General features: G+C 59.2%; 16 protein-coding genes and 1 pseudogene. 7 read left to right on the top strand and 10 right to left on the bottom strand.

The window, feature by feature from the left end; all coding sequences use genetic code 11:
- Window positions 1-7 precede the first annotated feature (7 nt).
- Entirely contained in the window at window positions 8-1,294 is a 1,287-nt protein-coding gene (urtA, locus tag C5P05_RS06660; protein ID WP_114969059.1) for an urea ABC transporter substrate-binding protein, read from the bottom strand.
- A gap of 252 nt (window positions 1,295-1,546) precedes the next feature.
- On the opposite strand from urtA, the gene C5P05_RS33580 reads away from it, so the two are divergent.
- On the top strand, window positions 1,547-2,755 hold the full coding sequence (locus tag C5P05_RS33580; protein ID WP_157979232.1) for a PIN domain-containing protein: 1,209 nt from the start codon (window positions 1,547-1,549) through the stop codon (window positions 2,753-2,755).
- Window positions 2,756-2,799: 44 nt separating this feature from the next.
- Here C5P05_RS33580 and C5P05_RS06650 read toward each other — a convergent pair whose 3' ends face one another.
- Both C5P05_RS06650 and C5P05_RS06645 read right to left on the bottom strand, forming a co-directional pair.
- Window positions 2,800-3,381, bottom strand: a complete 582-nt coding sequence (locus C5P05_RS06650) for an RES family NAD+ phosphorylase (protein ID WP_114969057.1) — start codon at window positions 3,379-3,381, stop codon at window positions 2,800-2,802.
- Window positions 3,382-3,389: 8 nt separating this feature from the next.
- Window positions 3,390-3,860: a helix-turn-helix domain-containing protein gene (locus C5P05_RS06645; protein WP_114969056.1), complete on the bottom strand. Its 471-nt coding sequence runs from the start codon at window positions 3,858-3,860 to the stop codon at window positions 3,390-3,392.
- 349 nt (window positions 3,861-4,209) lie between these two features.
- On the opposite strand from C5P05_RS06645, the pseudogene C5P05_RS06640 reads away from it, so the two are divergent.
- From C5P05_RS06640 to C5P05_RS06630, 3 genes and pseudogenes are all read left to right on the top strand, one after another.
- Window positions 4,210-4,563: pseudogene (locus C5P05_RS06640) on the top strand (type II toxin-antitoxin system RelE/ParE family toxin).
- Window positions 4,560-4,892 carry a helix-turn-helix domain-containing protein gene (locus C5P05_RS06635; protein ID WP_114969055.1) on the top strand — a complete coding sequence of 111 codons (333 nt, stop codon included), beginning with the start codon at window positions 4,560-4,562 and terminating at the stop codon, window positions 4,890-4,892. Before C5P05_RS06640 ends, C5P05_RS06635 begins: the two are co-directional and overlap by 4 nt.
- Before the next feature lie 21 nt (window positions 4,893-4,913).
- Window positions 4,914-5,189: a hypothetical protein gene (locus C5P05_RS06630; protein WP_232834372.1), complete on the top strand. Its 276-nt coding sequence runs from the start codon at window positions 4,914-4,916 to the stop codon at window positions 5,187-5,189.
- A 37-nt stretch (window positions 5,190-5,226) separates the two neighbouring features.
- Here the strand turns inward: C5P05_RS06630 and C5P05_RS06625 are convergent, their stop codons facing one another.
- The 5 genes from C5P05_RS06625 to C5P05_RS06605 all read right to left on the bottom strand — a co-directional run bounded on the left by C5P05_RS06625 (window position 5,227) and on the right by C5P05_RS06605 (window position 10,524).
- Window positions 5,227-6,018: a hypothetical protein gene (locus C5P05_RS06625; protein ID WP_114969054.1), complete on the bottom strand. Its 792-nt coding sequence runs from the start codon at window positions 6,016-6,018 to the stop codon at window positions 5,227-5,229.
- A 174-nt stretch (window positions 6,019-6,192) separates the two neighbouring features.
- A complete protein-coding gene (locus C5P05_RS06620) occupies window positions 6,193-6,573 on the bottom strand; it encodes a c-type cytochrome (RefSeq protein ID WP_157979231.1) in 381 nt (126 codons plus the stop codon).
- Window positions 6,574-6,626: 53 nt separating this feature from the next.
- Window positions 6,627-7,745: a c-type cytochrome gene (locus C5P05_RS06615; RefSeq protein WP_114969126.1), complete on the bottom strand. Its 1,119-nt coding sequence runs from the start codon at window positions 7,743-7,745 to the stop codon at window positions 6,627-6,629.
- Window positions 7,745-9,457, bottom strand: coding sequence for a PQQ-dependent dehydrogenase, methanol/ethanol family (locus tag C5P05_RS06610; protein ID WP_114969052.1), 1,713 nt, complete (start codon window positions 9,455-9,457; stop codon window positions 7,745-7,747). The genes C5P05_RS06615 and C5P05_RS06610 overlap by 1 nt, the downstream gene beginning before the upstream one ends.
- A 284-nt stretch (window positions 9,458-9,741) precedes the next feature.
- Window positions 9,742-10,524 (bottom strand): helix-turn-helix transcriptional regulator, encoded by a 783-nt coding sequence (locus tag C5P05_RS06605; RefSeq protein WP_114969051.1) that lies wholly within the window; start codon window positions 10,522-10,524, stop codon window positions 9,742-9,744.
- 98 nt (window positions 10,525-10,622) lie between these two features.
- Between C5P05_RS06605 and C5P05_RS06600 the strand changes: the two genes are divergently transcribed.
- From C5P05_RS06600 to C5P05_RS06590, 3 genes are all read left to right on the top strand, one after another.
- Entirely contained in the window at window positions 10,623-11,405 is a 783-nt protein-coding gene (locus tag C5P05_RS06600; RefSeq protein WP_114969050.1) for a class I SAM-dependent methyltransferase, read from the top strand.
- Between the two features lie 74 nt (window positions 11,406-11,479).
- Entirely contained in the window at window positions 11,480-12,058 is a 579-nt protein-coding gene (locus C5P05_RS06595; RefSeq protein WP_114969049.1) for a TMEM175 family protein, read from the top strand.
- Window positions 12,059-12,498: 440 nt separating this feature from the next.
- Entirely contained in the window at window positions 12,499-14,475 is a 1,977-nt protein-coding gene (locus tag C5P05_RS06590; RefSeq protein ID WP_198674641.1) for an AsmA family protein, read from the top strand.
- 48 nt (window positions 14,476-14,523) lie between these two features.
- On the opposite strand, the gene nadA is transcribed toward C5P05_RS06590, so the two are convergent.
- Window positions 14,524-15,660, bottom strand: a complete 1,137-nt coding sequence (gene nadA / locus C5P05_RS06585) for a quinolinate synthase NadA (RefSeq protein WP_114969048.1) — start codon at window positions 15,658-15,660, stop codon at window positions 14,524-14,526.
- 43 nt (window positions 15,661-15,703) lie between these two features.
- Window positions 15,704-16,582, bottom strand: coding sequence for a carboxylating nicotinate-nucleotide diphosphorylase (gene nadC / locus C5P05_RS06580; RefSeq protein ID WP_198674640.1), 879 nt, complete (start codon window positions 16,580-16,582; stop codon window positions 15,704-15,706).
- Window positions 16,583-16,651 lie beyond the last annotated feature (69 nt).

Below are 16,651 nucleotides of genomic sequence, written 5' to 3'. Positions count from 1 at the left end.
CCTTGTCTTACTTCTTGGCGATTTCCATCTTGGCCGGCTCATCAGGCTTCTTGTCGTTGCCTTCGATGTACGGCGACCATGGCTTGGCTTTCACCGGGCCGGGCGTCTTCCAGACCACGTTGAACTGGCCGTCGGCCTTGATCTCGCCAATGAACACCGACTTGTGCAGGTGGTGGTTTTTCTCATCCATCTTGCTCACGATGCCGCTCGGTGCCTTGAAGGTCTGGCCCGCCATGGCGGCGATGACCTTGTCGACATCGGTGGATTTGGCCTTCTCAACCGCCTGCTTCCACATGTTGATGCCGATGTAGGTGGCTTCCATCGGGTCGTTGGTCAAAGGCTTGTCAGCGCCGGGCAGTTTCTTGGCCTTGGCGTAGGCCGACCATTTCTTGATGAACTCGGTGTTGGTCGGGTTCTTGATCGACTGGAAATAGTTCCAGGCGGCCAGGTGGCCCACCAGCGGTTTGGTGTCCACGCCGCGCAGCTCTTCTTCACCGACGGAGAAAGCGACCACCGGCACATCTTTGGCCTTCAGGCCGGCGTTGCCCAGCTCTTTGTAGAACGGCACGTTGGAGTCGCCGTTGATGGTGGACACCACGGCGGTCTTGCCACCGGCGGAGAACTTCTTGATGTCAGCCACGATGGTCTGGTAATCGGAATGACCAAACGGCGTGTACTTTTCGTCGATGTCGGATTCTTTCACGCCCTTGGATTTCAGGTAGGCGCGCAGAATCTTATTGGTGGTGCGGGGATAGACATAGTCGGTGCCCAGCAGCACCCAGCGCTTGGCGCCGCCGCCGTCCTTGCTCATCAGGTAGTCCACCGCCGGAATCGCCTGCTGATTCGGTGCGGCGCCGGTATAGAACACGTTTTTGGACAGCTCTTCACCCTCGTACTGCACGGGGTAGAACAGCAGGCCGTTCATTTCTTCCACCACGGGCAACACCGATTTGCGTGACACCGAGGTCCAGCAGCCAAAGATGACCGCCACTTTGTCTTGGCCCAGCAGCTGCTTGGTTTTTTCAGCAAACAGGGGCCAGTTGGAAGCCGGGTCCACCACCACGGGTTCGAGCTTCTTGCCCAGCACGCCACCCTTGGCGTTGATCTCGTCGATGGCCATCAGCACGGTGTCTTTCAACACGGTTTCCGAAATGGCCATGGTGCCCGAGAGGCTGTGCAGAATGCCGACCTTGATGGTGTCAGCGGCATACGCAGGCAGCGCCGACAGGGTGGTGAGGGCGACGGCAGCGGTGAGTGCCTTGAGCGTAAAGCGTCGTGAATTTGAGCGTTGCATGTTGCTTCTCCGGTGGTGATAAGTTTCCGTCTCGCTGCGCTGGGCCTGTCTTTCTGTTGTCAGACAGGCTTTTGCGTGGCGATGGGGGAACTTTAGGGAGGAGCGGGGGATTGGGGAATACGCCTTGTGGCGTATGGGGGCGTTGGCGTTTGCAGTTTTCTCCTCAACACAAGAATCGCACGCCGAACTGATGACGGGGAATGTATAAAGCTATCATGCATTGAATCAAATAAGACAAAGTGGAGGCAACGAGTGCCAAGTGGTTTACCGAATTCGTCCGAATTGAATCCCCGAAAGGCGTGCGCATTTGCACTCGACACATCAGTCATTGAAGCGGCGGGGTTCCGCTTCAATGACGGTCCACTGCGTCACCTTGCGGGTCAATTGCCGCCATGGTTTCAACTTTGGATGCCAGACATCGTGCGCAGAGAAATAAGCCAGCATCGAACGGACAATGTTTCGCGATCAGTCCAGCAAATTCAAACTGGAATGCAAGATCTTCGAAGACACCTTGGCAACGCCTTCAACCAAACTGAACCAGATTGGCTAAAGTTCGCGAGAGATAGTGCTACCAATGTTTTTGATGCTCAATTTCAGATCTTTCTTAATTCACACAACGGCATAGTTTTAAAGCCCACACACGAACGTTTAAGTTCAAAGATTTTCGATATGTACTTCCAAGGTCATCCGCCCTTTGGCGGAGGCAAGGACAAAAAACATGAATTCCCGGATGCAGCATCGCTTCTAATGCTTGAATATTTGGCCGCTGAAAAACAGGTTCAAGTTGTTGCGGTGTCTAAAGATGTTGGTTGGAAAGCCTATGCGGAACAATCAACGCATGTATATTGCGTGTCATCGCTTCAAGAGCTGACTGCCATGTTTTTATCCGAAACGTCGGAAGTCAAAGATATAAAAAAGCGACTGTGTACTGCATATGAAACTCCAACTACTGGCTTCAAACGATCCATACAAGAAACGCTAGAAAAGGGACTCATATCCCTTCCATGGCGAATCAAACTACCGCGTTCATATCGCTATGGCTTTGATGCTCGAGTAGTCGAAACGACATTGAAATCATTTCAAGCGCATCCTGAGGCAATGGGAGTGTGGATTACCTCACCGCAACAGGATGCTTGTGTAGCAGAGATACCCATTGATATCGATGTATCGTTGAGAGTCGAAGTCGTCGCGTACCAATATGATGACTATGGACAACAGATTGACGTGACGATCGCACAAGCAATGATTGAGCATGAATTTGAAGCCAAACTGCAACTGGAATTGACTGGTGCGTTACAAACAACGGCTCTGGAAGATTTGATAAAAAACATGGAATTGGGTGACAGTCCTATTGAAGTGGTTGTAGGACGGGACAAACTGGGCCCCGACTGGATGGGGGAACCAGCGAAGGAAAGTCCGCGCAGCGGATTTGATGATATGGACGATGACATCCCTTTTTAGAGACAGTTGGCGGCAGATTCCAATTGCCTGAACTTTAGCGACGGTTACTCCCGAACAATCGGCACCTGCGACCCACGCGCGGCGACCATCACCGCCTTGTGCAACTGCTCGGTGTCCGGTTTGACAAGCGGCGTTAACGCGGTGCGCTTCGTCTTTTCAATGCCCGCCTTGAAAAGGCAAACACAGCCGTGGTAAGGGTGTTGGGCCGAGGCGTAGAGGATGCCGTGCAGGTCTTGCTGTCTGCAGTCCAGCGCGAAACTCTGTGTGGCGTCGTAGCGCAGCGATTGCAGCACCGGATAACGCTCTTCCAATCCCCGTAAGTCCACCAAACGCAGGCGGTGCAGCGTCTCAAAGCTGACCAACACGCGCTGCTGCAAGCGATCCCAGTGGCAGCTGCGCACTTCTCTTCGGAAAAGCGATTCATACAGCGCCGTCTCCGGGCTGTCACCGAGGTACGCGGTGGGCTCAATCGCGAGATCAAAGCGGCCGGCCAAGCCACCTGATGGGGCCAGTACGAAACCATTTATTCGCACGCTGTCTTTGCGTGCCGTTTTGCGCTGCACGCGGTGCCAGATTTGATGGGCGGGAAGCTCAATGATTGGCGGATTAAGTTCTTTGAAGTTCATGGTTGAGGTCAATGGGCCTCAGCCGTTGCCAGTGCCAGGATGCGCTCAAGTGGCGCGCCTTGTTCCAGTGCAGCGCGCGGTGTCTGGCCGTCCAGCGCGGTGGCCGGCGACTCCAGAAATGCGAGCAACTGCCAGCCATCGTTGGTACCCAGGTTCTTGGCCATGGGCTGCAGCGCGGGCCAGATGGCGGGCTCAAACTGCCAGCGCGGCAGCTTGAAGCCACGGCGCAGATTGGACATGCCGATGCAGCGCCCGCTTTTGATCCAGGCATTGATCGTCACGCGGCTGGTGCCCGCCAGTTCGGCAGCTTCATCGGTGGTGATCATGTCGGCGGCTTCCATGCGGTCGCGGCGGTACTGCACGCCGGATCGAAGCAAGGCGGCGGTCTGCGTGGCCGTGGCATAAGGGCTGTCGGTCGCTTCATGGCGGAGCTGAGCGGATTCTGTGGCAAACGGTGCGTGGATGGTTAGGGTGTTCATGCGTTTTCTCTAAAAAAGCGCTTTATGGCGCGTTACGCAGGTTGGCTTTGCTGGCGGAAAAGCCACTCAAATGGAAGCGAGGGCTAGCGCCAATGCGGGATGGTCAACATGCAATCAAATTCTAGTTAACTTTGCGTAATTCGTCAATTTTGATAAATACGTTAACTTCGTTAATAAAACGGCGTGCAGATCGGAACACTACAAAATAAATAGCTGCTTGCGCTTATTCCACGGGCGCTAGAACCCTAAAACACCGCACGATCAATACGTCGTCAATCACGGTGCGCTTGAGCCAACGTTTTTGTGACTTACCTTGACGCATCACCCTGCTTTGTATAAAATTTTATACATGCACGACCCTGACACCCAAAAAGAGATTCGCTGGGTGGGTTCCTGTTATGACGATTTACTGGCATTTCCTCATGAGCCCCGGAAATAAGCCGGTTTTCAATTAGGCAAGGTGCAAGCTGGTCTGGAGCCGGAGGACTGGAAGCCGTTTGATGACGTAGGCGCTGGCACCAAAGAAATCCGCATCAAAGATAGTCAGGGCATTTACCGTGTCATGTATGTCGTCAAGTTTGAGGAAGCGGTTTACGTGCTGCATTGTTTCCAGAAGAAAACACAGGCGACGAGCAAGCATGACAAAGACATCGCAGAGGCGCGCTACCGCGCCGTTGCAAGGACAAGAAAGGCCACAAAATGACGATTGATACCAATATCCACCATGTGACGAAACCGGGTGCCAACCTGTTTCGCGAATTGGGATTTACACCAGAAGAAGCGGACCGCTTCCAGGCGGAATCACAGCAACAAATCAATGACACGAAGGTGCTGAAAGAGCAACTCATGGGCGAGCTGTCGAAATGGATCAGCGACAACCATTTGAAGCAAGCGCAGGCGGCAGAAATTTTGATGGTGTCGCGGCCCCGCGTGTCAGATGTGGTGAACATGAAAGTCAGCAAATTCACCATTGACACGCTGGTCAATATGTTGAGCCGGGTTGGGAAACCGGTGCGGCTGGCCATTGGTTGAGTTTTCATGGAGAAGCCCGCAATGCCGCGCAAACCCACCCCTGAATTAATGGACATGGACACGCCCGAGGCCACTGAAGAGTGGTTTGCAAAAGCGCATCCGGCTTCCGAGGTGCTGCCCGGATTGTTTGGGCAGTCCGCAGCGCAAGAGATGCTCAACTGGCGCGGGGTGGCAGACTCGTCTGAACAACGCGCTACGGGATTGGCTAAAGACGCATCCCAAAGTCAATGGGGTATGACTGGCAACTTTAAATGCTACATATTTAGTAGTGGCTTGCGCTTATTCCACAAGGGCTAGAGGCCTAAAACGTTTAAATTTCTGGAACTCCGTGCTCTCAATGCCGCAAGGCCTTCAACGCTTGCGGCAAGGACTGCGCCGTAGGAATGAAGTAGTCAATCGTCGCCCCGAGCATCACCGCGCAAAGCACGGCGCCGGCCAGGGGTTTCCAGGTCAGACGCACGGCGGCCGACGCCCAGCCTTCGCGTGTGACGCGCACGGCGGTGCGGGCCGTGGCATAGGAGAACGCCAGCTCCACCGCAACCGCCAGCAAGACCTCCCAGCCAAAATACAGCAGCACCAGCGCGCCCGCTCCAAAAAAGACCGCGCACCCGATCAAGAACACGGCCACCACCGGCACCACCACGATGGCGGCCTCGTCGCTACCGGCAGCGGCCTCAATGGCACCGCCCGCCAGCTCGCCCATCCCGTCTGCTGCGCCAGCTGCACTATCTGAAAAATCTCCCGACGCACCGCCACCGCCAAAGTCCCCGCCGCCACCGCTGCGCAGGGTCGGCAGGTTGGGCATTTCCCAAGCGCCATGCGAACCGGGCAGATCAAGACCCGACACATCGGGCACTTCGGCATGGTTGCGCCGGATCAGGGCTTCAGCCCACAGGCGTATCGTCAACAGGTAGCTGAGGTAGCCCACGCCCAGGGACACCAGGTAGCGCAGCGCCAGCGATTCGCCGCCCAGATGCATCTGCATCGCTGACACGCCCCAGGTGACGGCCAGGGTGATCAGGCCAATGCACAGCCCATGCAGCCAGAGCACGCGCCGCTGATGCAAATCACGCGCCAGCCGCGACTCCCACATGCGCACCGAGCGCCAGTTTGAAAATGAATTCATTCCGCTTTTCCACCCTTTGAGTTATTGGACCGCTGCGGGGCGTCCCTGCAGAATGGCGGACAGCACCCTGACGCAGGCGACCGAAGTCGCTACATTCTCGGTGACTCATGGGACTGAAGGCGTCGCACATCATGCTTTGCGCGCGGCGCCCGGGGTGAAACAACTATTCGGCGTTTACTTGATTGAGGTCAGGTACGCGATCACGTCGGCACGATCCTTGGCATCGGGTACAGCAAAGAACATCTTGACGCCGTGCAGTACCTGACGCGGATTGGTCAGATAGGTATTCAGGTTCTTTTCGTCCCAGACCTTCCACTGCTTGCTGACCGCACGCATTTTCCTGGAATAGTCGTAGTCGTGGATGGAGGCGATGGGGCGATCGACGACATCGAACAAGGTCGGGCCAACCTTGTTCACGCCGGCATCGATCGAGTGGCAATTGGCGCAAGTTTTTTCGAAGATGAACTTGCCATTGGCAACGTCGGCCGCCCAGGCAGACGCGCCGAACGCCAGACAAATGGCAAATGCACACCCTGAAGCGGCCAGTCTTTTCATTTTCGATTCCTTCCGTACTTGTGGGATAACTGCCGCGGGCTGCGGTGACGTGATCATTTCTCCTGCACCGTGTTCAGGTAAGTCAATATGTTGACAAAATCCTGCCGCTTGAAGACGTCCTTCCACGCCGGCATGCCTTTAGCCGGACGGCCCTCGGTGACCGCGGTGAAGAACGTTTCACTCATCTGGTCGCCGTATTTGAGCTTGAGACGGCGCAGGTTGATCTTGCGATCGGCCACGATGGCATCCGGCCCGTGGCAGTGCCCACAGGTGCCGTTGAAGACTTCCTTGCCCGCGACGGGGTCGCCCTTTTCGGCGGCACCCGGAGCTGCTGGCGCGGCTACCACCTCGTTGGCTGCCGCGGCGACCTTTATTGGCGCCGCGTCCGCGAAGGCGAGCGACGGGCCCATCGCAACCCTGTATTTGCTGACGATGGCGCGGATTCGCGGCTCAAGACCCCCGAGCGCGGCATCGACCTCATCGCGCAATGCCGACTGCTTGTTGGAGAAACCGATGGCGGCCTGCCATTGCATCTGTGGCGCATCAACCGGGATCACGTCGAACTTGTCATGCAGCGCGGAGTGGTTGATATAGCTCGCGCTCGGACCCCAGATGAACGCCGCATCCACCTCGCCGGTGGCGAGGCGGCGCATTGCATCTTCCGGATCCAGGGTCGTGACAGAGGTAACGTCACTGCGCGCGGCGAGCAGGCTTTGCGGCGGCGAGGCGAGCTGGACCGCAACCCGCTTGCCTTTCAGATCGTCGACGCGGGTGGCCGTGCGGGCCTTTGGTACGACCAGTGAATAGCCCATTTTCAGGATCGGACGCGTAAAGATGACGCGCGGACCCATGAAGTCCGAGGTTGCCGGCAGGCCGACCGCGAAATCGCACTGGCCTGCCAGAAGCGTGGTGCGCAGGTTGCGTTTGCCGAAGTAACTGAGCGACCAGAAGATTTCCATCGGACGGCCCAGCGCTTCGGCCACGGCCTGGCCGATTTCGACGTACAGGCCAGGCGCCCCCTTGCTGACGGCTTCGGGCGCATTGCTGCTGAACGGCAGGTTGGCGGGGTCGGCGCACAGCCGCAGCGGTGGCGCTGCAGCCTGCGCAGCCGTGGCGCCGCCCACAACCGCCGCTGCCAGGCCAAGACACAGGATGACTCGCGTTTTCATCATCACTCCGAGAACACGAAGAGCGCACCGCCCTCTGGCGTTGCATCGGTCATCGTCACGCCGACGCTGCCCAGGAAGGCCGGGATCGACGCCGTGCGTCCGACGACGATCGCCACGTATTGCTTGCCGTTCACCGCATAGGTGATCGGGCCTGCGCCGATTCCGGAGCCCAGTCCGACCTTCCACAACTCTTTGCCGTTCTTGGCGTCGTAGGCATGGAACACGCCGTGCAGGTCGCCCCAGAACGTCAGGCCACCCGCTGTCGTCAGGGTACCGCCATTGAACGGCAGGTCCATCTTCACACCCCAGACCTTCTTCTGGGCGACCGGATCCCAGGCCAGCAGTTCGCCCATGTAGCCGCCGGGGCCGGGCTGGGGCGGGAATTCGCCGCCGAGGTAGAACACGCCCTTCTTGTAGTTGACCTCGGAGACCGACCAGTCCATGCAGAGGTTGTTGCTCGGTATGTAGACAAGGCCGGTCTGCGGGTTATACGACATCGGCTGCCAGTTCTTGCCGCCTATCAGGTTCGGGCATACACCCTTGACCGGGTGGCCGGGGCCGGGCCGCTTGTCGGGGTCTTCTTCCGGCTTGCCGGTGGCCAAATCGATCTTCGATGCCCAGTTCGTCGGCACGTATTTTTCTGCCGATATGATCTTGCCGTTCTCGCGGTTGACCACATAGAAGAAGCCGTTGCGATCGGCCTTCATGTAGACGGGTGTCTTCTTGCCGGAGATCGCCAGGTCGGCCAGCACCATCTCGTTGACGCCGTCATAGTCCCAGGCATCTTGCGGCGTGGCCTGCACCCACCACTTGATCTTGCCGGTGTCGGCATCGAACGCGACCGTGCTGGCGGAGTAGAGATTGGTCAGCTTGCCGTAATTGCCGTCGCCGGTGCTGCGCACGATTGAGTTCCACGGCGCGGGGTTGGAGGTGCCCCACAGCACGGTGTTGGTCTTCGGGTCATAGGAGCCGGTCAGCCAGGGCGCGGCACCGCCATGCTCCCAACTGTCGCCCTTCCAGGTGTCGTTGTTGGGTTCGCCGGGGCCCGGCACGGTCCAGGTCTTCCAGACTTCCTTGCCGGTGTTGACGTCATAGGCCTGCAGACTGCCACGCGCGCCGTATTCGCCGCCACCGAAACCGGTGATCACCAAGTTCTTGACCACCAGTGGTGGCGAGGTGATCACCGAGCCCTGCTTGTAGTCGACGACGGTCGTCGTCCACAGCTCCTTGCCGGTCGCGGCGTCCACCGCGGACAGCTTGCCGTCGACGCGGCCGACGAAGATCTTCCCGTCGGCGTAGGTCACGCCGCGGTTGGCCACGTCGCAGCAGGCGTACTGCAAGGTGTCATCGGGAACCTCCGGCTCATAGGTCCACTTGCGCGCACCGGACTTGGCGTCGAGGGCGTAGACATACTTGGGCCCCCAGGAAGTACTGACATACATCGTGTCGCCGATCACGATCGGCGAGGCCTCGTTTGAACGCAACGACCCGAGCTGAAACGAATAGGCGAGCTTCAGCTTGCCGACGTTGCGCGTGTTGATTTGCTTCAGCGTCGAATAACGCATGTTGTCGTAGCCGTAGCCATGCATCGGCCAGCCATTCGGATCGGCAGGCTTGGCCATGCCGTCTTGCGCGTAAGAAGCGGTGCCCAGCCCGCTGGCGGCCAGCGTGGTCGCGCCAAGCCAGAACAACAACCCAGTCTTTTTATGAACCATTTTGTATTCTCCATGTAGTTATGAAGCTTGTAGTAACGCGAACAGTCCGCCGGCCTTGACCGATATTCCCACTCACGCCTGCAACTCATTACCCGGATGCAAAACGCAAGACATTCGACAGCGGGCGGACACAATAGGCTTCAGCCCATTTCATGCGTTGATAAAACGCAAAGTGCATGTTCAGCCTCAAGCCGGTTTTGCTTGTTGAATCGCAGAAAGCCGATGGTTGATGTGGGCACAAGAAACATGGCTCTTGTCAATCGCCATCAGCACGATGTCGTTCGCTACAAGGCACCTTGGATCGGCGCCAGACAGACCAGCTTGCATTCCTGCTGCGAAGCCACCAGCAAAGTGGTTTGCAGAAATCGCTGCGGCCCATCCACGGGATGATTGAATTCACGCTCGCCGCCTTCGCGGTGCAGCACCGCCTGTTCCCGCCACAACTGCGGGAACAACGGACTCTTTTGCGACAACGCATCGATCAGCGCCCGCATCTCGGCATCACGCGGACGGCGACTGTAGTCGGCGCGAAATTCGGCCACCAGCCGCCGGGCGCGTTCGGGCCAATCGGCGATCAAGATTTTCGCGGTGGGTGAGAGAAAAACGAAGTGCAAGAGGTTGCGGTCGGCCCCTTCGTCCAGCCAGCCGGTGAACAGGCGGGCGGCGGCGGCATTCCAGGCACGGGCTGTCCATGTGTGGTCGAGAAGATAAGCCGGCACAGCAAACAGCTCCGGCAAAGCCAGGAGGCGGGGCGAGAGATCGGTTTGCGGTTCGGCGAGCGCGACCGGGTCGCGCCGCCCCGCCAAATCGAACAGGGAGACACGCTCCGCCGGGCTGAGGTGCAGCGCGTCGGCGAGGCGGGCCAAGGCTGCGGGCGAGGCCGAAACATCGCGCCCCTGCTCCAGCCAGGTGATCCATGTCACGCCCACACCGGCTGCTTCGGCCAGTTCCTCGCGCCGCAGTCCGGGGGTGCGACGACGGCCGCCCGATCGGGCCGGGGAAGGCTGACGCTCCCGGTGGGCGCGGATGAAGGTCCCCAGGATGCTGCGCGGATCAGTTTCAGTCATGGTGGGTTTTATACCAGGATAAGGTAGGTCCTTGTACCAGTTAAATAGCCGGAGCACCATCGGCCATCCCTAATGTGAAAGTTAACTCAGCACTCACCATGACCACAGAGAACCACGACGCGATTGTCAGCAGCCAATTCAGCCCCAGAGCGCATTCCTACCTGACCAGTGCCGTCCATGCCAGCGGGGAAGACCTGGAACAGATGGTCCGCCTGATTGGCGAACGGCCCGATGCCATTGCGCTCGACATGGGTTGCGGCGGCGGCCATGCCGCCTTCCGGCTGGCGCCGCTGGTGAACAAGGTGGTGGCCTGCGATCTGTCCGAGGCCATGCTCAAGGTGGTGGCCGACGAAGCCAGGCGGCGGGGCCTTGCCAATCTGGTGACCCAACAAGGCGCCGCCGAGACCCTGCCCTGCCCCTCGGCCTCCTTCGACGTCGCGGTGACGCGCTACAGCGCGCACCACTGGCGGGATGTTTCGGCCGGCCTGGCCCAAATGCGACGCGTCTTGAAGCCGGGCGGGCTGGCGGTGTTCATGGACGTGATCTCGCCGGGCGAGCCGTTGCTGGATACCTGGTTACAGACACTGGAGCTCTTGCGCGACCCCTCGCATGTGCGCAATGCGTCGCTGGACGAATGGCGTTCGCAATTGACGGCTGCGGGGTTCATCGTCGGCACGGCGACAAAATTCCGTTTGCGTCTGGAATTCGCTTCGTGGATCGAGCGGATGAAGACGCCGGAATCCCACGTTCTGGCCATCCGTTCCCTGCAGCTGCGCGCGGGGAGCGAGGTGACGGCGCACTTTGCCATTGAGGACGACGGTAGCTTCACGGTGGACACGGTCCTGATAACGGCCGAGGCAGGGACAGCCCCGCCGCTTTAAGCCGCGTGACCCGCCCAACGCGCCGATTGCCCCATGGGATACTTCAAAAAAAATCCCATCCAACAGGAGCAATCATGGGCAAGGCAAGACTGGAGGCATTCAGTGACGGCGTCACGGCCATCATCATCACAATCATGGTGCTGGAGATGAAGGTGCCGCACGGCGACAGCTGGGCCGAACTCAGCAAGCTGGGCCCTGTGTTTTTGAGCTACGTGTTGAGTTTTATCTACGTGGGAATTTACTGGAACAACCACCACCATATGCTGCACGCGGTGAAGCAGGTGAACGGCGCCGTCTTGTGGGCGAACTTGCATTTGCTTTTCTGGCTGTCCCTGATGCCTTTCAGCACCGGCTGGATGGGCGAAAACCATTTTTCTTCGCTGCCGGTGGCGGTCTATGCCTTTGATTTGCTGATGTGTGCCGTGGCCTACAACGTGTTGCAATGGCAAATCATCCGGCTGCACGGCGCGGAATCGATCCTGGCGAAAGCCGTCCGGGGCGACATCAAGGGCAAAGGATCCGTGGTGGCTTACGTTGTCGCGATCCCGATGGCCTTGTCGGGCTACGCCTGGCTGGCCGGCGCCCTGCTGATCGCCGTGGCGCTGATCTGGTTGATTCCGGATCGCCGGATCGAAAAAGTTCTGGAGCCTTGATGCGATATTGCTGAAGATTAGCTATTAAATGTATAGCATTTTTTGCATATTTCACCGGGCTAGAAGCCTGATATGTATTGACCTGTCAAGTTCTTGATAAACGGTATTGGTCTTCTTGCAATGTGTTGGCAGCAGAACGTACGGCTTGGGCGCGCCAGTCTTGCGGCAAGGCGCTGTTTGCCATGGTTTCAATGCTGACGTTATGGGGCAAATATACGGGTATCAAAACATAGTGGGCGCGCAAAGGTTCATCCTGCACCGGCATCTCCAGCCAGCAAAATTGGCTGATTTAAGTCTGGACTGGGCGTCACGTGGTTGATCGACAGTTTCGAAATTTGAGTCTTCTTCGTCGCGCCGGCACCCGAATATCAAGCGTCAAGAACAAAACTTTCATGGCGATGTGCGCTTACGCAAGACGCGAGCTTGGAGAGGATTTGACAATGAATTCCATCATGACGCTGATTCGTTTGCTCAAATGGCTGGCTGCAGCCTTTCTTGCGCTCATTATTCTGGCGGTCATGTTTATCGCCCTCTTCGGCTGGAACTGGCTGCGCGGTCCGATAGAACGCTCGACGGCGGAGAAAACGGGGCGGGTGCTGGCCATCCACGGCGACCTCACGGTGAAATTCGACTGGCCCTGGCCGCGCCTGCGTGCGGATTCGGTGACCTTCGCCAATCCGGACTGGGCCAAGGAAAAGCAGATGCTCACCGCCGATACGGTGGACATCACGCTCGACTTGTCGCAACTTCTGCGTCGAAAAATTGTCTTTCCCGACGTGTCGCTGGTACGTCCGGCGGTCTTTCTGGAGCAAAGCGCTGACGGCCGCAAGAGCTGGCTGCTGGACCGCAACCAGCAAGACGAAGGCGCGCGTATCCAGATCGACCGTTTGATGCTTGATCAGGGAACCCTCGGCTACGACGATGCGGCGAACAAGACCCGTATCCGGTCGGACTTCACGACCATGCGCCCGCCCTCGGGTGGCGCGACCGATGCCGGTGTCACTTTCAGCGCCAGCGGGCAATACAAGGGCCTTGCGCTGCAAGCGCGAGGCAGCGGCGGGCCGGTGCTGGCGATTCGCGATGAACGCACCCCTTACCCTTTGAAAGTTGAGGCAAGCATTGGCAAAACCAGCGTGCGGGCCAATGGCACGGTCACCGGTCTGCTCACATTTTCCGCCGTGGATCTGCGCATGGCGCTGCGGGGAGAGAGTCTGGATCAGCTCTTTCCCGTGCTCGGCATCGCCTTGCCGGCGACCCCGCCCTACACGACGGAGGGGCACCTGCAGCATAGCGGGACCGTGTGGCGCTATGAGAAATTCTCAGGTCGGGTCGGCGGCAGCGATATTGCGGGCTTGCTGCAGGTGGACACGAACGGTAAACGCCCGGCACTTACCGCCGAAATGGACTCCAAACTGCTCGATCTCGCGGATCTGGGGCCCTTGATCGGTTCACGGCCCGGCAGCGCGGCGCAAGCGGTCAGCCGGGCCGCGACCGGTGCGGCGAAGCCCGGCCGCGTGCTGCCTGACCTGCCGTTCCAGACCGATCGCTGGCACAGCGTGGACGCGGAAGTGCGCTTGCGTGCCAAAACCCTCCGGCGTGCCAAGGAGTTGCCGCTGGAAGATTTTGCGACCCATCTGACTTTGCGCGACGCCGTGCTGAAGCTTGAGCCTCTCACGTTCGGTCTGGCCGGAGGGCAACTCAATGCCGCTATTTCGCTCGATGGGCGCCAGGACCCCATTCGGGCGACTGCCCAGATACGGGCCAGAAAAATCCTCCTAGCCCAACTGTTTCCAACGGTCGAATTGAGCAAAAGCAGCATTGGCCAGGTCAACGGCGATTTCGATCTCGTCGGACAAGGCAACTCGGTCGGGCGCATGCTGGCGAGCGCCAACGGCAAGGTGGGATTGGTTGTCGCCGGCGGCGAGATCAGCAAGTTGATGATGGAAAAAGTGGGCCTGCATCTCTGGGAAATACTGCAATTGAGCCTGACCGGCGACAAACAAGTCAAGTTGCGCTGTGCGGTGGTCGATTTTGAGGTCCGCAATGGCCGCATGAACACCGACGCGCTGATCTTTGACACCGAAATCACGACCGTCATCGGCACCGGCAACATTGATCTGGGGCAGGAGACGCTGGATCTGACACTCAATCAGAAAACGAAGATCACCAGCCCCTTGGCCTTGCGCAGTCCGATCTACATTCGCGGCAATTTTGCCAAGCCGGTGGTCCAGGTGGACACGGCACGCGTCGCCTCGCGGGCGCTGGGCGCGCTAGCCTTGGGCCTGATCAATCCACTGCTGGCGCTCATGCCTTTGATCGACGCCGGCCCCGGAAAGGACAGCGATTGCGCGCAGTTGGTTCGGGATGCCACGGCTTTGGCGCGATCGGAGAATAAGAAAGAAGCCCCCCGAAAATGAGCTTGAGCGTCGTTCGTCCAGCGCTGCGGAAATTGATCAACCCGCAATTTATGCAGCACCGATAAGCGGTACCAGGCTGCCCGCATCCTGCCCCCCCTTGAGTGCCGAGGTGAACGCCAGCATGCGATCAATCGGCAACCGGGCTCTCACGCCCAGGGCGGGATCGACGTGAATCTCGTTGGTCCCGGTTTCCAGCACATGGGCCAGCCCCGCCAGACTGTTCATGGCCATCCACGGGCAGTGCGCGCAGCTCTTGCAGGTGGCGCTGTTGCCGGCCGTGGGCGCCTCCAGAAACACCTTGCCCGGATTGAGGGTGCGCAGCTTGTGCATCATGCCGTTGTCGGTGGCGACAATGAACTCTTTGGCGTCCATCTCGTGCGCCGCCTTGAGGATGGCCGAGGTGGAACCGACCGCGTCGGCCAACGCGATCACGTCGGCCGGTGACTCGGGGTGCACCAGCACTTTGGCACCCGGATGTTCCGCCATCAGGGCTTGCAGCTCAAAGGCCTTGAACTCGTCGTGCACGATGCAGGAGCCGCCCCACATCACCATGTCGGCACCGGTTTCGCGCTGGATGTAGCCGCCTAAGTGTTTGTCGGGCGCCCACAGAATCTTGTGGCCCTTGTCTTTCAGCGCACGCACGATGTCGAGCGCACAGCTCGAGGTCACCAGCCAGTCGGACCGCGCCTTCACGGCTGCGCTGGTGTTGGCGTACACCACCACGGTGCGGTCCGGGTGGGCATCGCAGAAGGCGCTGAAGTCCTCAATCGGGCAACCGAGATCGAGCGAACAGGTGGCGTCCAGGTCCGGCATCAAAACCCGTTTTTCCGGCGACAGGATTTTGGAGGTCTCGCCCATGAAACGCACGCCCGACACCACCAGCGTGGTCGCCGCATGGTCGCGCCCGAAGCGGGCCATTTCCAGCGAATCGCTGACGATGCCACCGGTTTCTTCGGCCAGATCCTGCAAATCCGGATGCACGTAATAGTGCGACACCATCACCGCGTTGCGCTCTTTCAGCAGGCGGCGGATTTTGTCTTTCAGCGCGGCACGTTCGGCCGGACCCGGTTCGACCGGCACCCGGGCCCAGGCATGTTTGGTGGCGCAAACCGAGCCGCTGGCCGTGGCATCGCGCAGCGGCTGCTCGTATTCAACATCCCGCACGGCATTGGAAACAGTATTCATCACAAGTCCTGATAAGGAAGTAACAGTGAAGACTAACTTGGACTCAAGTCAGGTCGGCGCTAAAGCGCATGGAAAAGTCAACCGCCTGCACGTCTTTGGTCAAGCCACCAATCGAAATCCGGTCCACCCCAGTGGCGGCAATCGCGCGCACGGTGGCCATGTTCACGCCGCCCGACACCTCCAGGATGGCGCGCCCGGCGTTGATCTGCACCGCCTCGCGCAGCTGCTCCAGGCTCATGTTGTCGAGCAGCACCATGCTGGCACCGGCATCCAGCGCTTCGGCCAGCTGGGTCAGGGTCTCGACCTCGATCTCGACGAAGCTGGCGGTCGGCGCCACCGCAGCCGCACGCGCCAACACAGCCGTGACGCCACCGGCCGCGGCAATGTGGTTTTCCTTGATCAGCACGGCATCATACAAACCGATGCGATGGTTGGTACCGCCACCGGCGCGCACCGCGTATTTTTGCGCCAGACGCAGGCCGGGCAGCGTTTTGCGCGTGTCCACGATCTGCGCGCGATTGCCGGGAACGCCTTGTACGGCATCGACAAAACTGGCGGTCTTGGTGGCCACGGCGCTGAGCAATTGCAGAAAATTGAGCACCGTGCGTTCCGCCGTCAAGAGCGAACGCGCCGAGCCTTCCAGCTCCAGTACCACCTGGTCGGGGGTGCAGCGCTGGCCCTCCTGCACGCGCCAGACGATTTTTATTTCAGGGTCAACCTGTTGCAACGCGGCCTGCGCCCACGGAGCGCCACAGATCACTGCGGCCTCGCGCGCCAGAATGCGGGCACGGGCACGGCGGCTGGGGTCGATCAGGCCGGCGGTCAGGTCGCCGGCGCCCACGTCTTCCTGCAGGGCGCGGGCCGCGTCCAGACCGGCCAGTTCAGTCACCGCGGCGTCGGAGAAATCAAAAGAATTTGTCATAGGGATTAGCATAGCGGCATCCATTCAGTGGGGTAATTCGTCACTGCGGAGCGGGGGTTTTAGGGGGCT

Source organism: Rhodoferax ferrireducens, from assembly GCF_003347515.1.
Lineage (GTDB): Bacteria > Pseudomonadota > Gammaproteobacteria > Burkholderiales > Burkholderiaceae_C > Rhodoferax.
This window is presented reverse-complemented; position numbering and strand designations above follow the sequence as displayed.